The sequence below is a fragment of the Bradyrhizobium archetypum genome (assembly GCF_013114835.1).
Lineage (GTDB): Bacteria > Pseudomonadota > Alphaproteobacteria > Rhizobiales > Xanthobacteraceae > Bradyrhizobium > Bradyrhizobium archetypum.
In genome coordinates, this window is the sequence record NZ_JAAVLW010000004.1 from 203,238 (window position 1) to 220,791 (window position 17,554).

General features: G+C 62.8%; 20 protein-coding genes. 4 read left to right on the plus strand and 16 right to left on the minus strand.

The window, feature by feature from the left end; translation table 11 throughout:
- Positions 1-1,242 carry a glycosyltransferase gene (locus HCN50_RS13700; RefSeq protein ID WP_210264919.1) on the minus strand — a complete coding sequence of 414 codons (1,242 nt, stop codon included), beginning with the start codon at positions 1,240-1,242 and terminating at the stop codon, positions 1-3.
- Positions 1,243-1,661: 419 nt separating this feature from the next.
- Between HCN50_RS13700 and HCN50_RS13705 the strand changes: the two genes are divergently transcribed.
- Entirely contained in the window at positions 1,662-2,084 is a 423-nt protein-coding gene (locus tag HCN50_RS13705; RefSeq protein ID WP_171710194.1) for a DUF5413 family protein, read from the plus strand.
- Between the two features lie 117 nt (positions 2,085-2,201).
- Positions 2,202-2,741 (plus strand): DUF4112 domain-containing protein, encoded by a 540-nt coding sequence (locus tag HCN50_RS13710; protein WP_171710195.1) that lies wholly within the window; start codon positions 2,202-2,204, stop codon positions 2,739-2,741.
- Positions 2,742-2,872: 131 nt separating this feature from the next.
- Here the strand turns inward: HCN50_RS13710 and HCN50_RS13715 are convergent, their stop codons facing one another.
- From HCN50_RS13715 to HCN50_RS13745, 7 genes are all read right to left on the minus strand, one after another.
- On the minus strand, positions 2,873-3,157 hold the full coding sequence (locus HCN50_RS13715) for a hypothetical protein (RefSeq protein WP_171710196.1): 285 nt from the start codon (positions 3,155-3,157) through the stop codon (positions 2,873-2,875).
- Between the two features lie 225 nt (positions 3,158-3,382).
- On the minus strand, positions 3,383-3,547 hold the full coding sequence (locus HCN50_RS13720; RefSeq protein WP_171710197.1) for a DUF3309 family protein: 165 nt from the start codon (positions 3,545-3,547) through the stop codon (positions 3,383-3,385).
- A 208-nt stretch (positions 3,548-3,755) separates the two neighbouring features.
- Positions 3,756-4,130: a hypothetical protein gene (locus tag HCN50_RS13725; protein WP_235976956.1), complete on the minus strand. Its 375-nt coding sequence runs from the start codon at positions 4,128-4,130 to the stop codon at positions 3,756-3,758.
- Between the two features lie 221 nt (positions 4,131-4,351).
- A complete protein-coding gene (msrB, locus tag HCN50_RS13730; RefSeq protein WP_171710198.1) occupies positions 4,352-4,762 on the minus strand; it encodes a peptide-methionine (R)-S-oxide reductase MsrB in 411 nt (136 codons plus the stop codon).
- A 26-nt stretch (positions 4,763-4,788) separates the two neighbouring features.
- Positions 4,789-5,508 (minus strand): peptide-methionine (S)-S-oxide reductase MsrA, encoded by a 720-nt coding sequence (gene msrA / locus HCN50_RS13735; protein ID WP_171710199.1) that lies wholly within the window; start codon positions 5,506-5,508, stop codon positions 4,789-4,791.
- 387 nt (positions 5,509-5,895) lie between these two features.
- Positions 5,896-6,261, minus strand: a complete 366-nt coding sequence (locus HCN50_RS13740) for a hypothetical protein (protein ID WP_171710200.1) — start codon at positions 6,259-6,261, stop codon at positions 5,896-5,898.
- Between the two features lie 176 nt (positions 6,262-6,437).
- Positions 6,438-7,553 (minus strand): ATP-dependent DNA helicase, encoded by a 1,116-nt coding sequence (locus HCN50_RS13745; protein ID WP_171710201.1) that lies wholly within the window; start codon positions 7,551-7,553, stop codon positions 6,438-6,440.
- 189 nt (positions 7,554-7,742) lie between these two features.
- Between HCN50_RS13745 and HCN50_RS13750 the strand changes: the two genes are divergently transcribed.
- Positions 7,743-8,951: an LLM class flavin-dependent oxidoreductase gene (locus HCN50_RS13750; protein WP_171710202.1), complete on the plus strand. Its 1,209-nt coding sequence runs from the start codon at positions 7,743-7,745 to the stop codon at positions 8,949-8,951.
- Between the two features lie 63 nt (positions 8,952-9,014).
- Positions 9,015-9,194, plus strand: coding sequence for a hypothetical protein (locus tag HCN50_RS13755; RefSeq protein ID WP_171710203.1), 180 nt, complete (start codon positions 9,015-9,017; stop codon positions 9,192-9,194).
- Positions 9,195-9,268: 74 nt separating this feature from the next.
- Here HCN50_RS13755 and flbD read toward each other — a convergent pair whose 3' ends face one another.
- The 8 genes from flbD to HCN50_RS34465 form a co-directional block, all read right to left on the minus strand.
- On the minus strand, positions 9,269-10,648 hold the full coding sequence (flbD, locus tag HCN50_RS13760) for a sigma-54-dependent transcriptional regulator FlbD (protein WP_171710204.1): 1,380 nt from the start codon (positions 10,646-10,648) through the stop codon (positions 9,269-9,271).
- Positions 10,649-10,699: 51 nt separating this feature from the next.
- Positions 10,700-11,050 carry a flagellar motor switch protein FliN gene (fliN, locus tag HCN50_RS13765; protein ID WP_171710205.1) on the minus strand — a complete coding sequence of 117 codons (351 nt, stop codon included), beginning with the start codon at positions 11,048-11,050 and terminating at the stop codon, positions 10,700-10,702.
- 19 nt (positions 11,051-11,069) lie between these two features.
- Positions 11,070-11,696 carry a FliH/SctL family protein gene (locus tag HCN50_RS13770; protein ID WP_171710206.1) on the minus strand — a complete coding sequence of 209 codons (627 nt, stop codon included), beginning with the start codon at positions 11,694-11,696 and terminating at the stop codon, positions 11,070-11,072.
- Entirely contained in the window at positions 11,696-12,781 is a 1,086-nt protein-coding gene (fliG, locus tag HCN50_RS13775; protein ID WP_171710207.1) for a flagellar motor switch protein FliG, read from the minus strand. Before fliG ends, HCN50_RS13770 begins: the two co-directional genes overlap by 1 nt.
- A gap of 1 nt (position 12,782) precedes the next feature.
- Complete coding sequence (fliF, locus tag HCN50_RS13780) at positions 12,783-14,408, minus strand: flagellar basal-body MS-ring/collar protein FliF (RefSeq protein WP_171710208.1); 1,626 nt, start codon at positions 14,406-14,408, stop codon at positions 12,783-12,785.
- A 170-nt stretch (positions 14,409-14,578) separates the two neighbouring features.
- Entirely contained in the window at positions 14,579-14,854 is a 276-nt protein-coding gene (gene sciP / locus HCN50_RS13785) for a CtrA inhibitor SciP (RefSeq protein ID WP_002714638.1), read from the minus strand.
- Between the two features lie 202 nt (positions 14,855-15,056).
- Positions 15,057-15,752 (minus strand): flagellar hook assembly protein FlgD, encoded by a 696-nt coding sequence (locus HCN50_RS13790; protein WP_171710209.1) that lies wholly within the window; start codon positions 15,750-15,752, stop codon positions 15,057-15,059.
- Between the two features lie 11 nt (positions 15,753-15,763).
- Positions 15,764-17,482, minus strand: a complete 1,719-nt coding sequence (locus tag HCN50_RS34465; RefSeq protein ID WP_171710210.1) for a flagellar hook-length control protein FliK — start codon at positions 17,480-17,482, stop codon at positions 15,764-15,766.
- Between the last annotated feature and the right edge of the window lie 72 nt (positions 17,483-17,554).

The window sequence follows — 17,554 nt, forward strand, 5'->3', positions numbered from 1 at the left end:
TCAAACCACCGGCCGTTCGTATTTGGACAGCAGGTCGAGCCAATCCTCTAATAGTCGGCTCATCAAAAAGTTCTGCCGCACGCTTTCTTTCGCCCGCGCGCCGAGCTCCTTCCGCAGGTTCGGATTCTTCAAGAGCTCGACGATTCTCGCTGCCGCCTGATCGGGCGTGTTCACCAGAAATCCGTTCCATCCGTCCTTGATCTGGTGCCGGATGCCTCCGACATTGCCGCCGATGACGGCAGCGCCCTTCCACATCGCCTCGGTGACCGTGAGGCCGAATCCTTCGCGGGTCGACTTCTGCAGGACCACGGCGGCCGAGCGCTGCAGTGCGTTCACCAGGGTCGGATCGTCGACGCTGAGAACAATGATGCCTTCATCGGCGGCGCTCTCGATTTGCTCGAGAATTTTTCCGCCCTCGGGATCGTCGGAGGCATTGTTGCCGACCAGCACGAGCGTGCAGTCGACCTGCTCTCTCGCCTTGCGGAAAGCCTCAATCACGCCCATCGGGTCTTTCCACCGGTCGAACCTGGAAATCTGCGTCACCAATGGACGATCGGTCGGAATCTTGTAGTTACCAAGGAATTCTCGTCGCTCCCGGTCGGACATCTCCCGGTTCTTGGCCGAGAACGGATCAATCGCCGGCGTGATGAAATGCTGGCCGACCCGAAGATGCTGGCCGTATTCCGGTAGCGAGAAGACCGCTGCGTTATACTGCTCGACGAATTGGCGCAGATAATTCCATACGGCCGCGTGCGGCGACGACAGATCGACGTGACATTGCCAGAGCCACGGCATTTCCCGATCGGAAAAATGCCTGATGAGCGGCAGAGGCTGAGGATCATGCACGATGACTGCGTCGCAGTCGTCGAGATGAAGCCGCGTGGCATTTTCGAACACGACCTGTTCGTAGATCGTCTTTTCAGCCTCGGAAAATTCCGAGCTGGTGCCCTGCAGCGTATTGTGCAGCTTCTTGGTGCAACCGAAGAAGCCCGGCGTTCCCTGAATCAAGTGCCAGTCGGTTTCGATGCCGGTCGCATTCATCATGAGCGTGAGCGGCGTGAGCAGTTCGGTAACGCCTCCGCCATAGAACGTCGAACTGATATGGGCGACGCGCATCGTGCGCACCCGATCTGCCTTTGCCGCTATGCGCTCGGCCGCCGCAGCGCCGATCAGCGCCTCGTATTGTTCGAGCGTGTGAAGCCCGAGGGTGGACCGTTGAACGGCGGAAGTCTGCATGGACATCGAAGTGTCGCCTTTACGGTTCTCGCATCGCGGCAATGCCGCCTCGTTCTTTCCAAATCTCGGCACGCTCGCATTGCAGTTCGCAGGTTTCAGCGCATCTGCGAAATCGCTTTGCCGGCCGGACAACTTTCCAACCGGCCGATCGTTGCCAATGATGGCTTCCCCCTTCGCAGGGGCGTGCCACTTTTTCCCACCAGCAATAAGTCGGGAACTGCCCGGAAGTTGCTTTAGCTTGGCACAGGATAGGGTCGGAGCAGCATTGCTGAACGTTTGTTCATTCGCGCTTTGGCGCAACCTGATTCAGATGTTCGTGCTGGCGGCTGCTGGTGCTGGCGGCGCGCTCGGGAGCGTAAGGCCGGACAAATTTACTTGGCCCCTGGGCTGCTGTATTGCAGTAGGTGGCGCCAGGAGACAGTTCCATGAAGCGTTATCTGATCTTTGGAGCGATCGGCCCGTTCGTCGGCGGTTTCCTGATGCTGTTGGCGACCACGGTGGCCTCGGGATATTGGACCGACACCAGTTGGACGGAGATCGGGAAATTCCTCGGCGCGTTCGTCAAGACGCTGCAATATAGCTATTTGTTCGGCATCGTGCCGGCGTTGATGGTCGGCGCGATCGACGACATTCTCTATCACGTCAAGCGCATCGCGCCGGCGGTGCGGATCCTGATCGTGGCCGCGATCGGCTTTGCGGCTGCCTCATTGCTCTATGGCTCGCGCGGGCCGGACACCGGTGCGCTGCAGTTTGTGCTCTACGGTCTCGTCGGCATGGTGCCTGCGATGTTGTCGTCGTGGGTGGTGCACCGATACGCGGACGAACCGCAGGCAGCGCATTCGACGTGAGACTTTCGCGCGATCTGTTGGCGGCGATAACAGCGTTGCCTTAAACCTTCCGGATCCGATCCACGAAAGCAGCGACGGCGTGACGCAACTTGCGCCTCGCTTTTGCGTTACCATCTGATGACCATGCCAGACGACGATATCTACACACCGCCCCGCTCACGCTCCGGGCAATCTTTCCGGACGCGTGCGCCCGGGCGCGGCCCGGTCATCGACCAGGAGGGGCGCGAGCTTCCCGAGCCAGATCTGCATACAAGATTCGAGGGAACGCGATTCGATTTCGGTCATGCCGCCGCCAATCCGTTCGGCGAATTGACGCGCGAGCAGCGGCTGGCGCGGCTCGATGCCATCGCAAAATTGCTGGATGTCGCCTTCATCGTGCCCGGGACCAATTTCCGCTACGGCATCGACGGGCTGATCGGCTTGATCCCGGTGGTCGGCGACATCATCACGACGGCGATTTCGCTGTGGCTGGTGCGCGAGGCGCGCGCGCTGGGCGCGCCCTGGTACATCACGGCGCGAATGCTCGCCAATGTCGCACTCGACGGCGCGGTCGGGCTGGTGCCGGTGGCGGGCGATGCCTTCGACGTCATGTTCCGCGCCAACGTCCGCAACGTGCGCATGCTCAAGCGCTGGCTCGACCGGCAACCGCGCGCGTGAGCCCGACCCGCAGGGCCGCGTTACTCTAGTGCAAAGTGGCGACCGGTTTTCGGATCAGGTCACGTAGAAGGATCAAGAAAAAAAGCCCCCGGATGAAGTCCGGAGGCGCGCTGTTTGAAGATATGGAGACTTCAGGCCGCGTCGGCCTTGTCGTCGGTCCTAGCGGCCGGACGCGGGCGGCGCGGCAGCGGGAAGGCGTCGCTTTCATAGAGCGAGCGGATGCCGCTCTGGTCGAAGCGGGCTTCCTCGACCTGGAGATAGGCGCCGTTCAGCGAGTCCGCCGGCAGCTCCTCGATCGCGAAGCGAACCGCTTCCGCCGCGGTGCCAAAACGCCGATAGGCAAAGCCCGCCCGCTTTTTCTTGCGGATCGCGGCGGGAAACAGTTCGGCGGCGGTGTTGTAGCTGAATGGACGCATGGTCGGTGACCTCAATCTTTTTCGGCTCTTTTCGTGTGAGCAATGGGGATTGGATGACGGTGGGCCACAGGGGCGGCGCGCCGTGCACGTCATTTCAAGGCCTAATATAAGCCTCTCTGACAGAAATGCGAACCCCTGAAGCCCGTCATCGGGGGTGATGATGAATCCACGCATGGCTGCGGGGAACCAAAATTTAATCAAGTCTTTTCAATAGCTTAAGGCGCATCAAATCTTGCCGAGCAGCAGCAGGATCAGGAGCACGATCAAAATCACCCCAACCAGCCCCATGCCGGAATGGCCATAACCGTAGCCATAGCCCCGGATGCGGCCGGAGAAGCCGCCCAGCAGGACGATGATCAGGATGATGACGAGTATCGTCCCCAAGGACATGGCGCGCTCCCCAAAAGGCCCGCGGGCGGCGAGAAAGCCGGATCAAAGCACATTCCGGGAAGCGAGTCCTTGGTCGATCCGCCGACAAGGTCAGTTGGAGATTGTCATTCCGGGATGGTCCGAAGGACCAGACCCGGAATCTCGGGATTCTCAGGTGCGCAATTGCGCACCAGAGTTCGCTTTGCGTCCCGGAATGACGCCTATGTCGTCACTCCTTCGTCTCGTCGATCGGTAGCACTTTCAGCGGCGTCGCATAGGGCTCGACTCGAAGCGAGTCGCTAGCGATCAGACCGATCTTGTGCAGTGGCGCTTGTTCGAGATCGCCGCTGGACGATTTGCGCACCGCGTATTGCCACGCGCTCATCGAGCCCTTGGCGACCAGCATTTTGGCGATGCCGCCGGCGTTCTGGCCTTCCATCTGGGCGAGATCGGCCTCGCTGACGCCGATTACGATTTCGTCCTTGGTGGTGATGACCTTGAATAGCGAAACCTTGTCGGCGGCGCGGGCAGGCTGGATCACAACGCTCTCCATCATGAAGGTGGCAAGCCCGAGACCGAGCAGCAGGCGTTTGGAAATGGGCATATCGAAATTCATCCTTGTCTGGGCGCCGGGTCGGAAGCATCCCATCAACAAAAAAGCCCCGCGCGACCAGCCCTTGGTCGCACGGGGTTAAAGTCAGGTTCGAAAAAAAGTTGGAACGACGTCTCCCCACCATTGCCGGGCGTGACCCGGCAATGCATCACCTCAAAGAAAGCGATGGATGCGCGGGTCAAGCCCGCGCATCACAAGTGGAGAATGCAGCGCTACTTCGGCTGCAGCTTTAATGCCGCCGAATTGATGCAGTAGCGCAGGCCGGTCGGGCCGGGGCCGTCGTTGAAGACGTGGCCGAGATGCCCGTTGCATTTCGAGCATAGCACTTCGGTGCGGATCATGCCGTGGCTGAAATCGCGCTCTTCGTCGACATGGCTATCCACCGCCGGCGCGGTAAAGCTCGGCCAGCCGCAGCCGGAATCGAACTTGGCATCGGACTCAAACAGTGTCTGGCCACAGCCGGCACAGATGTAGGTGCCCTTGCGGTGCTCGTGCTCATATTCGCCCGTGAACGGCCGCTCGGTCGCCTTCTCGCGCAGCACGGCATATTGCATCGGCGTCAGTTCGCGGCGCCACTCCGCGTCGCTCTTGACGACCTTGCCGGATGTTTTGGTGTCGGACATGGAGTCTCCCTCTACTGCTAGCCTTCTTAATTGGTAGCCTTGGCGTTGCTCACCAGCGTCGGCTTCTCGATGTAATTCTCCGCGAAGATCTTCTTCAGGTTTTCGATCTTCGGAATGTCGTTGAAGACAATATAGGGCTGGTTCGGGTGCAGCGTCAGGTAATCCTGATGATAGTCCTCCGCCGCATAGAATGCCTGCAGCGGGCCAATCTTGGTGACGATCGGCTTCTTGTAGACCTTTGCAGCGTTGAGCTGGGCGACATAGGCTTCTGCCACCTTTTTCTGCTCGTCATTGGTCGTGAAGATCGCCGAGCGATATTGCGTGCCGACATCAGGACCCTGGCGGTTCAATTGCGTCGGGTCGTGCACGACGGAGAAGAAGATCTGCAGGATCTTGCCGTAGCTGATCTTCTTCGGGTCGTACTTGATCTCGACGGACTCGGCGTGTCCCGTCGTGCCGGTGCCGATCATGGTGTAGTTCGCCGTCATCTTGCTGCCGCCGGAATAGCCGGACACCGCGTTGAGCACGCCGGCGGTATGCTGGTAGACACCCTGGACGCCCCAGAAGCAGCCGCCGGCGAGCACGGCGGTCTGGATGCCGTCAGCCGGCTGAACGTCGACGGCGGGCGGCGGAATGATGACGGCTTCCTCGGCGGCCCGCGAGGGGCTGATGGTAACAGCGGCAATGGCCAGCGCGCCGATGGCGGCGGCGCACAGCGACAGGCGGCTGAAATGGCGAGGGGACATGGTTTCCTCTTTCGGCAATGGTTGGGGCAGTCTAGAGCGGGACCTGCGTTTCGCAAATCGGCTCAATTCTCTGATGCCCAAAATACGGCACGGGCTGGCGATTGTTACGGCGCGCGCCACACGAGTTCGTGAATAAAGCTGCGCCCGCACAAGGCCTTAGGGAGGGCGATCGGTCGCGCTTGACCGGCGCGGGCCTGTTTTTCCACAATGAACCCGTGGTCGTGCGCCGCGACCAAATCCATGCACCGGAGCGTTCCGCGGATGTTGCGGGCCGTGTTGTTGGGTCTCGTCATGCTTGCCGCCGCCGGCCGCGCGCATGCCGCCGGCGAAGCCCTTCTTTGCGAACTTGTGACCAGGGGTCGCGGTCACGACGGGCTCGATGTAAAGCTAAGTTTCTGCGCGGCGGCGCCACCACGCGAGCCCGCAAGCGAAGACCCAATTGAAATAGATGAGAGCGATAATCGACCCGGCTAGGGGACCTTGCAAGCGCCAATAATTAAAGAAGTAGTGCGTGCCTTCGGATAGCGTTGCATATGCGGTAGCCGCGAGCACGACGGCTGCGGTAACAAGCAGTCCAATAGCGATATGGAGTGAAGGTTTAGTGCGCAGTGCGTTGAGCCAAGCGGCAAACGAGATAGGAGCTAATGGCAGGCAACTGAACGCGCCCGCGATCCACCCGTGGCCAGCGCCACCGAAGGCGATGAAACCGAACAGTAGCAACGCGCCGAACAGCGAGGCGATGACGTATTTCATGCGCGTCTAAGTTCCGGGGCAAGTCCGCGCGGCCTCGGTTCGCCGTTGTCTCGTGATTGCACGGGGCAACTCGACACTCTCAAGAGCCTTGCCATCTTGCTTTCGGATAGTCGTTTCTCGCCATACAGCCGCATGCGGCCCTTTGGATTGCTTCGCTTCGCGCAATGAGGGCTGCGCTACACCACCACGCTCAGTCTTTTCGCCGCGCGCGTGATGCCCGTATAGAGCCATCTTGCCCGGCTGTCCTGGAACGCAAAACTCTCGTCGAACAGCACTACGTCGTCCCATTGCGAGCCCTGCGACTTGTGCACGGTTAGCACATAGCCGTAGTCGAACTCGTCATAGGGCTTGCGCTGCTCCCACGGGATCGCCTCTATGCCGCCTTCGAAGCAGTCGTGCCGCACGGAGACCTTGGTCACCTTGTGGCCGAATTCCTCGTCGGGCGACAGCCGCATGGTCAGGATCTGCGATTTTGATCGCGGCTGGGTGCGCGATTTCACCCGCCACAGCCCGCCGTTGAACAGGCCCTTCTTGCGGTTGTTGCGCAGGCAGACCAGCTTGTCGCCGGCGACCGGCAAGGGATCCTCGATGTTCTGCTTCTGCCTTATCCGCATGTTGTAGGCGCGACGGGTGTTGTTGCGGCCAACCAGCACCTGATCGGCGCTCATCACGCGGTCCGGATCGAGTTCGTTGCGCCGCACCACCTCGCTTTCGCCGCGGCGGCCGATCTCCAGCTCGCGGCCTTCGCGGATGTCCATCGACATCCGCACGATCGGGTCGTCCTGCGCCTGGCGATGCACTTCCGTCAGCATCGCATCGGGCTCGCAATTGGTGAAGAAGCCGCCGCCCTGGATCGGCGGCAATTGCGCGGGATCACCGAGTACGAGCAGTGGACAATCAAACGACATCAAGTCGCGGCCGAGCTCGGCATCGACCATTGAGCACTCGTCGATCACGATCAGCTTCGCTTTGGAGGCCGGTGCATCGTCCCAGAGTTCAAAGCTCGGCTGCTCGACGCCGGATTCCTTGGCACGATAGATCAGCGAATGGATGGTGGAGGCGTTGTCGCAACCCTTGTTGCGCATCACCAGCGCCGCCTTGCCGGTGAAGGCGGCATATTTCACCTCGCCGTCGACGCCCTCGGCGATATGCCTCGCCAGCGTCGTCTTGCCGGTGCCGGCATAACCAAACAGACGGAATACCGGCGGCGTGCCGTTGCGGCCAGGCCTGGCCTTCAGCCAGTCGGCAACGGCCTTCAGCGCGGAATCCTGATGCGGCGTAAAAGTGGTCATGGGGTCCAGATCGAGAGAGGCGCGGGCGGAAGGCCGCGACTCAGACGGAAGCGTAAAGCTAACCATTCGCGCGTTCCATGCAAGACAACTTCCGTGACGCGGAATTGCCATTTCGCTACCGAGGCTGGACTTGCGATTTGCGAAGAATACACTGACGAAAAACAAGAAGCGGTCCTTGGGAGAGGCGTCATGAAATTCGGTATCTTCTACGAGCTGCAACTACCGCGCCCGTGGCAAGAAGGCGACGAGCTTCGGCTCTACCAGAACGCGCTGACGCAGCTCGAGACCGCCGACCGGCTCGGCTATGATTATGCCTGGGTCGTCGAACATCACTTCCTGGAGGAATATTCGCATTCGCCCGCGCCGGAATCCTTTCTCGCCGCCGCCAGCCAGCGAACCAAGAATATCCGGCTCGGCCACGGCATTTTTCAGCTCACCACCAACCATCCCGCGCGCGTCGCCGAACGTGTCGCGGTGCTCGATCTTCTGAGCAACGGCCGCTGCGAATTCGGCATGGGCGAGAGCGCCTCCATCACCGAACTGACGCCATTTGGCCGCGATATGGAAACCAAGCGCGAGGTGTTCGAGGAAGCTGTGCAGGCGATCTTCCCGATGTTCACCAAGGTCGGCACCGAGCATCACGGCAAACATTTCGACATTCCCTTGCGCAACGTGGTGCCGAAGCCGGTGCAGAAGCCGCACCCGCCGCTGTGGATGGCGTGCTCGCAGCTCCCGACCATCGAGCGCGCCGGCCGGAACGGTTTTGGCGCGCTGGGATTCCAGTTCGTCAGCGCGGACGCCGCGCATGCCTGGGTGCACGCCTATTACAACGCGATCACCAGGCGGCTGAAGAAGCTTGCCGATTACGAGATCAACCCGAACATGGCGCTGGTGTCGTTCTTCATGTGCGCGAAGACCGACGAAGAGGCGCGCCGCCGCGCCGATGGCGCCACCTTCTTCCAGTTCGCGTTACGCTACTATGGCGCCGCGCAGAACCGGCAGCGTCCCGATCCCGGCACCGTCAACATGTGGGATGAGTACAACAAATGGAAGCACGACAACCCGGAGGCACAGGAGGCGGCGCTGCGCGGCGGCCTGATCGGGTCGCCGGAAACCATCCGCAAGAAGCTAAGACGATTCCGGTTGTCCCACATCGACCAGGTGATCCTGCTCAATCAGGCGGGAAAGAATACCCATGAGCACATCTGCGAGTCGCTGGAATTGTTCGCCAAAGAGGTGATGCCCGAATTCCAGAACGACCCCGAACACGACGCCTGGAAGCAGGGCGTGATGAGCGGGGCGATCCAGCTCGAGGAGATCGACACCGAGGCCTTTACGGATCGCTACGGCAAGCTCGCGATCAATGTCGCGCCGGCGCAGAAGGTGGCGGCGGAATAGCGGTTGCGCCTGATCCGGCCGATATGGCAGCTTCGCTTTTGGCGTCGGTCGGTGCGGTGACGGATGAAGCGCATTGCAGTTTGGGCATTTTACGGCGTGGGCGCGATCGCGATCGCCTATCTCGCGCTGTACGCCTATGCGGTTTTTACCGGGCGCGATCTGCAGCCTGGCGATCCCATTCACATCTTTCGCAAGCCCGATGCGCCGAGTTATTCCGCGCTTTCAAGGTCATTGCGAGCGTAGCGAGGCAATCCACCCCTCCGCTTGTGGCGCCATGGATTGCTTCGCTCGGCTCGCAATGACGGCGAGGGTCTTGCTTACCCTGCCGTCATAAACCGCTGGTGCTCGCCAGAGCCGGCCGGCGTGATCGGTATCCCGCCGTCGGCATATTCGTTGAGCTTGTTGCGCAGCGTGCGGATCGAGATGCCCAGGATGTTGGCGGCGTGCGTCCGGTTACCGAGGCAATGCTTCAGCGTCTCCAGGATCAAGTCGCGCTCCACGTCCGCGACCGTGCGGCCGACGAGGGCGCGGGTCACCTGTTCGGCGGCGAAGGTGGCGTGGGCCACGGCAGGCGCGGTCTTGGCGAGGTCGAGGCGGTCGCCATCGGGGGTCAGAATAGCCTCAGGCCCAATCTCGTCCCCTTGCGCCATCAGCACCGAACGGTGGATGGTGTTTTCCAGCTCGCGAACGTTGCCCTGCCAGCGGTTTGACGTCAGCACCCGCCGCGCATCGGCGGAAATGGCGCGCAGCGGCACGCCGTTGGCGTCGGCGTATTTCTTGGCGAAATGCTGCGCCAGCTCAAGGATGTCGGCCGGACGGTCCCGCAGCGGCGGGATCTTCAGGTTGACGACGTTGAGGCGGAACAGCAGGTCCTCGCGGAAGGTGCCTTCGCGCACGGCCTCGGAAAGGTTGCGGTTCGAGGTCGCGATGATGCGGATGTCGACCGGCACGGGCTTGGTGCCGCCGACGCGGTCGATCACGCGTTCCTGAATCGCGCGCAAGAGCTTGGATTGCAGCCGCACGTCCATTTCCGAGATTTCGTCGAGCAGCAGCGTACCGCCAGTGGCTTCCTCGAACTTGCCGATGCGGCGGGCGACCGCGCCGGTGAAGGCGCCCTTTTCGTGGCCGAACAGCTCGGATTCCAGCAGGTGCTCGGGAATTGCCGCGCAATTAATCGAGATGAACGGCCGCTTGGCGCGGGCCGAGCGGGAATGCACATAACGGGCCAGCACTTCCTTGCCGGTTCCGGATTCGCCCGTGATCATCACGGAGGCGTCGGAGCCCGCGATCTGCTGCGCCAGCTTGATCACCTTGCCCATGGCTTCATCGCGATAGACCAGGTCACGTGAATCATTGGCGACGGCAGCGAGCACGGCGGCGATCAGTTCCGGATCGGGCGGCAGCGGGATGTATTCCTTGGCGCCGGCGTGGATCGCGGCGACCGCCGCGCGGGCATCGTTGGAGATGCCGCAAGCCACGATCGGCACGTGAATATGTTCGGCTTCCAGCCGCATCACGAGGTCGCGGATGTCGAGGCCGACGTCGACCAGCAGGAGGTCGGCGCCCTTGCCGCCGCGCAGCACGGCCACCGCCTGTTCGGTTGCCTCGGCATGGGTCACGGAAGCCCCGTTTGCCATCGCGATCTTGGTGGCGGTCGTGAGTTGGCCCTTCAATGTGCCAACGATGAGAAGCCGCATGTCTGTCTCCTGTCCGTCTGTTCGCGCCTCACGCGCGTATCGCCAAAATTGTTAGCTGCGTTCCGCCTTGATGATTTCCGTCATGGTCACGCCGAGCTTGTCTTCCACCAGAACGACCTCGCCACGAGCCACCAGGCGGTTGTTGACATAGATGTCGATGGCTTCACCGACGCGGCGGTCGAGTTCGAGCACGGTGCCCGGTCCAAGCTTCAATAGCTCGCCGACGTCCATCTTGGAGCGGCCGAGCACCGCTGAGACCTGTACGGGCACGTCGAACACGGCCTCGAGGTCGGCCGCGACGCGCGAAGCCTGTTCGTCCTCGTTGTAGGCCAGATCATCGACCGGCGGTGCGTCCGCGGCATTGAGATCGGGAAGCGGTACCTGTGCGTCGGTGTCACTCATGGTTCAGTCCTCATGGCCTTCACATTCCGGCCTGATCGCGGGACGCCAGATAGCGCCCGACGAGTTCGCTGATCTTCACTTCGATCGCGGCGCGTTCCAGCACCACGCCGCCGTCGGCCCATTCGATTCGGCAGTCGCCGTTCGCGATGCCGGGCTCGGCCAGGATCACCAGCCTGCCCGCGAAGCCGCTTTGCGACGCCTGTCGCTCGATCTTCTCACGCGCCGCCTCGTAGAGCTGGTCGTTGACGCGAACGACGAGATGCGGCGTGGCAACCAGGTGCGAGAAGCAGTCGCTGACCAGCGCCATCACCTCGCCGAGCGGTTCGCGGGCGATCAGCTCGCTACACAGCTTGCGCGCCACGGCGACCGCGACATCGACGGCCTCGGTTTCCATCCTGGCCTCGATGCCGGAGAAGCGCGCGGCGATGCCTTTGATGGCGATGCCGATCTCTTCCAGCGCCAGCGCCGAGCGGCGGTCGCTCTCGACTTTGGCCTCGTGCTGCGCCGCCTCGTAGCCGGCGCGGTAGGCGCGTGCCTCGGCCTCCGCGACCTTCTGCGCGATCTCAGCGGCCGTGGCGGCACGCTCGCGCACCTTGTCGGGCGCCGCGAAGTCGGTGTCGAACAGAAATTTTGCGGGCGCGGCCATCAGTACACCAGCTCGTCGTCGGCGCGGTTCTTGGTCAGGGTGATTTCGCCGCGGGCAGCCATGTCCTTGGCGAGGTTGACCAGGAGCGCCTGCGCCTCGTCGACGTCGCGCAGCCGCACCGGTCCCATCGCGGCCATGTCGTCCAGCAGCATTTTGCCGGCGCGCGAAGACATGTTGCCGAGGAAGAAGGCGCGCACTTCCTCGTTGGCGCTCTTCAGCGCGATGCCGAGCTTGTCCTTGTCGACGTTGCGCATCAGGGTCTGGGCCGAGGCGGAGTCGAGCTTGATGAGGTCGTCGAAGGTGAACATCAGCGCCTTGATGCGCTCGGCGGACTCGCGGTTTTCCTCTTCCAGCGAGGTGATGAAGCGGGTCTCGGTCTGGCGATCGAAATTGTTGAAGATTTCGGCCATCACCTCATGCGCGTCGCGGCGGCGGGTCTGCGACAGGTTGGACATGAATTCGGTGCGCAGCGTCTGCTCGACGCGCTCGATAACTTCCTTCTGCACCGCTTCCATCTTCAGCATGCGGCCGACCACATCGAGGGCGAGGTCCTCGGGCAGAATTGCCAGCACGCGGGCCGCGTGCTCCGGCTTGAGCTTCGACAGCACCACAGCGATCGTCTGCGGATATTCGTTCTTGAGGTAGTTGGCGAGCACCTCTTCCTGCACGTTGGAGAGCTTCTCCCACATGTTGCGGCCGGCGGGCCCGCGGATTTCATCCATGATGCCGGTGACGCGCTCGGCGGGCAGGTATTGCTGCAACAGCCGCTCGGTGGCGTCGAACGTGCCCATCAGCGCGCCGGATGCCGACATGCGCGAGACGAATTCGAGCAGGAGGTCCTCGACCACTTCGGCCTCGACGGTGCCGAGCGTCGACATGTGGATCGACAACTCGCGGACCTCGTCGTCATCGAGCAGCGACCACACCTTGCCGCCATATTGTTCACCCAGCGCCAGCATCAGGATCGCGGCGCGCTTCGGGCCGCTCAACGGCTTGCCCTTGGGCCGGTTGCTCTGACGGCTCGCCAGCGCCGAGATGACGGTGGTGATGTCGTTGGCGTTGGAGGTTTGCGGTACGGCGGCCATATCAGCTCTCGGCGGGTTCGCTCAGCCATTGACGAACAATGGAGGCGGTCTCGTTCGGATTGCGTTCGGCCAGTTCGCCGACGCGGTGCACAGCCTGGGCGTGGACCTGGCCCTGAACCTGGGCGACGTCGATCAACTGGGCGGTGCCGCTGGTGCCGGTGACCAGGGCCTGATTGGGTCCGAGCTCTCCGTTTGGCCCGCTGCCCTCGATCAGGGCGGGCGCCGGTTCGGCCAAAGCGGGAACGACTTCGGCGGCCAGGATGCGCTTGACCAGCGGGCGGATCACCAGGAACAGCACCACGAGGCCGAGCAGCATCATGACGCCGAGTTCGATGACGTACATCACGTCGTCCTTGGTGAACTGCAGCAGGCCGAGCAGGCCGGTCGGCTCAACGACCGGGGGCACAGCCGGCGCTTCGGCAAAGCGCAGGTTGACGACCTCGACCTGGTCACCGCGCTTCTGATCGAAGCCGATCGCCGAACGCACCAGCGTGGCGATGCGGTCGAGCTGCTCCTTGCTGCGGTCCTGGTAGACCATCTCGCCTTTTTCGTTCTTGGTATAGGAGCCGTCGACCAGCACCGCGACCGAGATCCGGTTGACCCGTCCGGCCTCGGTGACTTCGGTCTTGGTGGTGCGGGAAATCTCGTAGTTGTTGGTCTCTTCGCTCTTCTTGCTCTGGTCGCGGGCGGTGGTGCTGCTGTTGGCCTGGTTGCCGGGAAGTTCGTTGTTGACGGTCACCTGGCCGCCGTCGCCGGCGCTGGCGGAGGATTCCTCGCGGGTCTGGCTGGAGCGCAGCACGCGGCCCTCGGGATCGAACTTGTCCGAGGTCTGGGTGACCTTGTTGTAGTCGAAGTCGGCGGTGAGCTGGACGCGGGCGCGGCCCTGGCCGACCACCGAGGAGACGATCGCCTCGACCTCGTTGCGCATGCGCTTCTCGAAGGCGGTGCGACGCTCGTCGCCGATGGCGACTTCGGCATCCTTGGCGGCGCCGTCGGCCAGCAGCCGGCCGGCTTCGTCGACGATCGACACCCGCTGCGGCTTCAGCCCATTGACGGCGGAGGCGACGACGTGGCGGATGGCGCGAATCTGCTGGGGTTCGAGGCTGCCGCGCACCCGCACCACGATCGAGGCCGACGGCTCGGGCGCCTCGCGTGCGAACAACGGGCGCTCCGGCAGCACCAAATGGACGCGGGCGGCCTGGATGCGGTCGATGGCGCGGATGGTGCGGGCAAGTTCGCCCTCCAGCGCGCGCAGATGATTGATGTTCTGGACGAAGCTGGTGGTGCCGAGCGCGTCCGACTTGTCGAAAATCTCGTAGCCGACGCCGCCGCCCTTGGGCAGATTGCTTTCGGCCAGCTTCATCCGCAGCCGCGTGACCTTGTCCTTCGGCACCATGATGACCGCGCCTTCATTGCGCAGCTCGAAGGGGATCGCCTGGCGTTCCAGATCCTTGATGATGCTGGAGGAATCTTCGTAGGACAGATCGGTGAACAGGGTGGTCATTTGCGGCGTGGTGACGCGCATGATGACGAAGGCGAAGAAGCCGATCAGCGCGGTCGTCACGGCAACCATGGCCATCAGCCGCGCCGCGCCCAGGCCTTTCAAGAAAGCAACGAGACTTTGCACCAACTGCCCCCAGGGATTCGGCCCCAGGGACCGACTGGGCAATTATTGCCTAGGGGATGGTTTCCATATGGTTAACAACCGTTAAAGCCGCCCCGATTAGTTCCAGCATGAAAAAAACCGGCTTCGCAAAACGAGGCCGGTTTTCATCAAATCTTTCGGTTCGGGCGAGCTTACTGGCGATATTGCTGGATCCGGGTGGTCCGGAGGCCTGCCAGGCCATGCTGGTCAATCGAAAACTGCCAGGAGAGGAATTCGTCCACCGTCAGCGTATAGCGGCTACAAGCCTCTTCGAGGGAGAGCAGGCCACCACGGACCGCGGCGACAACTTCGGCCTTGCGGCGGATCACCCACCGTTTGGTGCCGGGCGCGGGCAGGTCAGCAATTGTTAACGGACTGCCGTCAGGCCCGATGACGTATTTCACCCTCGGGCGATGGGGTTCTGTCATGGCGTACTCACAAACTCTCAACCACTGAACTCACCGGACCAACCTACGCCCGTCGGCTTAAAATTTACCTAAGCCCACGCCTTCAATACGAATCTCCTTGAAAATGACCCGAAATGGCCGTGGCCCGGCCACCGGGAACGCCTTTTGCGTCGCTGGGGATCGGGCCGGGAACGCTGATGCAGGCAAGCTGTAGGGCCGAGGGCTAGCTCGAAGTGCTGGGGCGTACCACCCGCTTGACCTTGTCGGTGGTGTAACTCATTCCGCCGATCGAGAGCAGCGGCGGCGAGGAGGTCAAATCGACCGAGTCGACGATGCCCTGGACTTCGGTGGAGATCGCGACGTTGTTGCCGGTACTGTCCTTGCCGGTGGCGGTTAACGTGTAGGTGCCGGCCGGCCACTGCACCCCGTCGTTGCCCTTGCCATCCCAAACGAAACTGGAGCCGCCCTTCTTCAACGCAAAGTTGCCAGTGTACGCCGTCTGTCCCGCCGAATTGGTGATCGTGATCGTCGCGGTGGTGTCTTTCTCGGAATTGAAATTCCAGGTCGCGGACTTGTCGAACTGCGCCTTGCTGCCGTCGACGGCAACGGTGTTGCCGACATAGACCAGCGCCTGGGTAGCCTGCGCGCTCTTTTCAATGTCCACCAGCGCCTTCAACTGTTCGTTCGACTTGAGCTGCTGCTCGATGCCGGCAAACTGCACGAGCTGCTGGGTGAACTGGTTGGTGTCGAGCGGATCCATCGGATTCTGGTGCTGAAGCTGCGTGGTCAGCAGCGTCAGAAAGGTCTGGAAGTTATCCGCGATCCCGGTGGTTTTGTCCGATGCGGTCTTGTTGCTCGTCGCAGTACCTGTTCCGGGCGCCGAGACGACCGTTGTCGGCATGGTTGCATCAACTGCCATGGCGATCTCCCTTAAACTCTGATGTCGACGCCGCCGCTCGCGCCGAGCATGCGGCCATAGCTGCGCCCGGCGACGACGGCCGGCACGCTGTCTTCCTCGCTGACGACGAGGCGGTGCGCGTTCGGATTGGACTGGTTGCCGTCGTTCTGGCCCTGCGAGGATTGATCGCGCAGGCTGAACTGCAGGCCGCCATTGCCGGTCGAGAGTCCGGCATTGTCGAGTGCGCGCTGCAACTGGTTGGCGTCCTGACGCAGCATCGAGAGCGTTTCCGGCCGTTCGACAGTCAGATGCGACGTCACCTGGCCGTGACGGTCGACGTCGACGCGGACATCGATGCGGCCAAGCTCGGCGGGATCGAGCCGGATTTCAAACCGGGTCTTGCCGCTCTTCGCGGAGGCGGCGATTTCCATCGCAAGCCCGCTCACTGGTACCGCGGCGCTAGTGGCAGCCGTAGCGGTGAGGTGAGTAGAGGCGGACGATGTCGTGATGGGAGCGGCCGGTTGCTGCGTCTGGATCGCGCCGGGAGCCTGCAGGCCGTTGCCGGACGAGTTGAGCGGCGTCTGGCCGACGACGTCAGGGGCAGCAAAATGCGCGTTGGTGTTGGCGGGGGTGGCCGATGGCGCGATGGCATTGCCCGATGCATCGACTTTCGCAGCGTCGGCGATGCCGATCTCGGACTTCGGCTTGCCCGCGGCGTCGGTCGTCGGCGCGACGGCGGGCACAATGCTGTCCGCGGCAGGTGCCGCGGGCGCGGCAATGTCGCCGGTGTCGGTGGTGCCGGCCCGCTCGACCGCGGTCGTGGCGCTTTTTCTGGCGAGATCGGGACTCTTGAGTTGCAGCGCGGATTTGCCGGCGGCGGGTGTCGCTGCGACGATTGCGGCAGCCTGAGCGATGCCGGTTGTGATGGATGGATCGGCGGAAGTAGCTTGGGCGCTGACGGCCTGGCCGACGCCGTCCTGCGCGCTGGGCCTGGCGTTCGCCTGCGCGGGGGATGTTGCGGTGTCGGCGGCATCGGCGGCAGCAGCGGCCGGCGCGGTTTCGGCGGCAAGCGAAGCCGAGGCCGCAATCGCCGCCGCTGCGATAGCGAGCGGGGCAGTTGCCTTGTCGGCTGCTTGTGCTGCGGAAGCGGGCGCCGGTGCTGCGGCAGCAGGGATCGCCATGGCAACCGCGTCGGCCGTTACGATCGCCGCTCCGTCCGGTGTCGTCTCGGTCTGGTCGGCGACCGCGGAAGCGTCGCCGGAAGAGGCTTGTGTAGTGTCATCGGACTGCGCCTTGTCGGACTTCGCTGCGTCGGATTTCGACTTGGTGCGGCCGGTCGTTGCCGCCTTGACGTCGATGTCGCCCTTGCCGTCGCTGTCGGTCCTGGCGTCGACCTTGCCGTCGTCGCGAGCCTTGTCTTTGCGGGCTTTTTCGTTGCGGACTGTGTCATTACGGGCTTGGGCGGCGTCGCGATTGTTCGAATCATCGCGCGCGGCTTTGTCTGCCTTGTCCGATGCGGCGGTGTTGTCGCGCGCGCGGCTATCGGAGACGGCTTGCGCGTCGTCGGAGCGGCGCGGAGCGGACGCCGTGTCCTGCATGCGGTCGTCGTTGCGGCTGGAGGCGGCATTGCTGTCGACCAGCGCCGCGAAGCTGTCGTTTCCGACGGGACGCTCGGGATCCGGCCGGGCGGACCGTGCCGCCGCACTCTGGAAAGATGCGTTTGCGGATACTTCTGACGTGACACTAACCACCGGGGACCCTCGCGCTGAGCTCTCGGTTATCCCTCAGCAAGGACCGGGCCATTCGGATCATCAAAGAATATT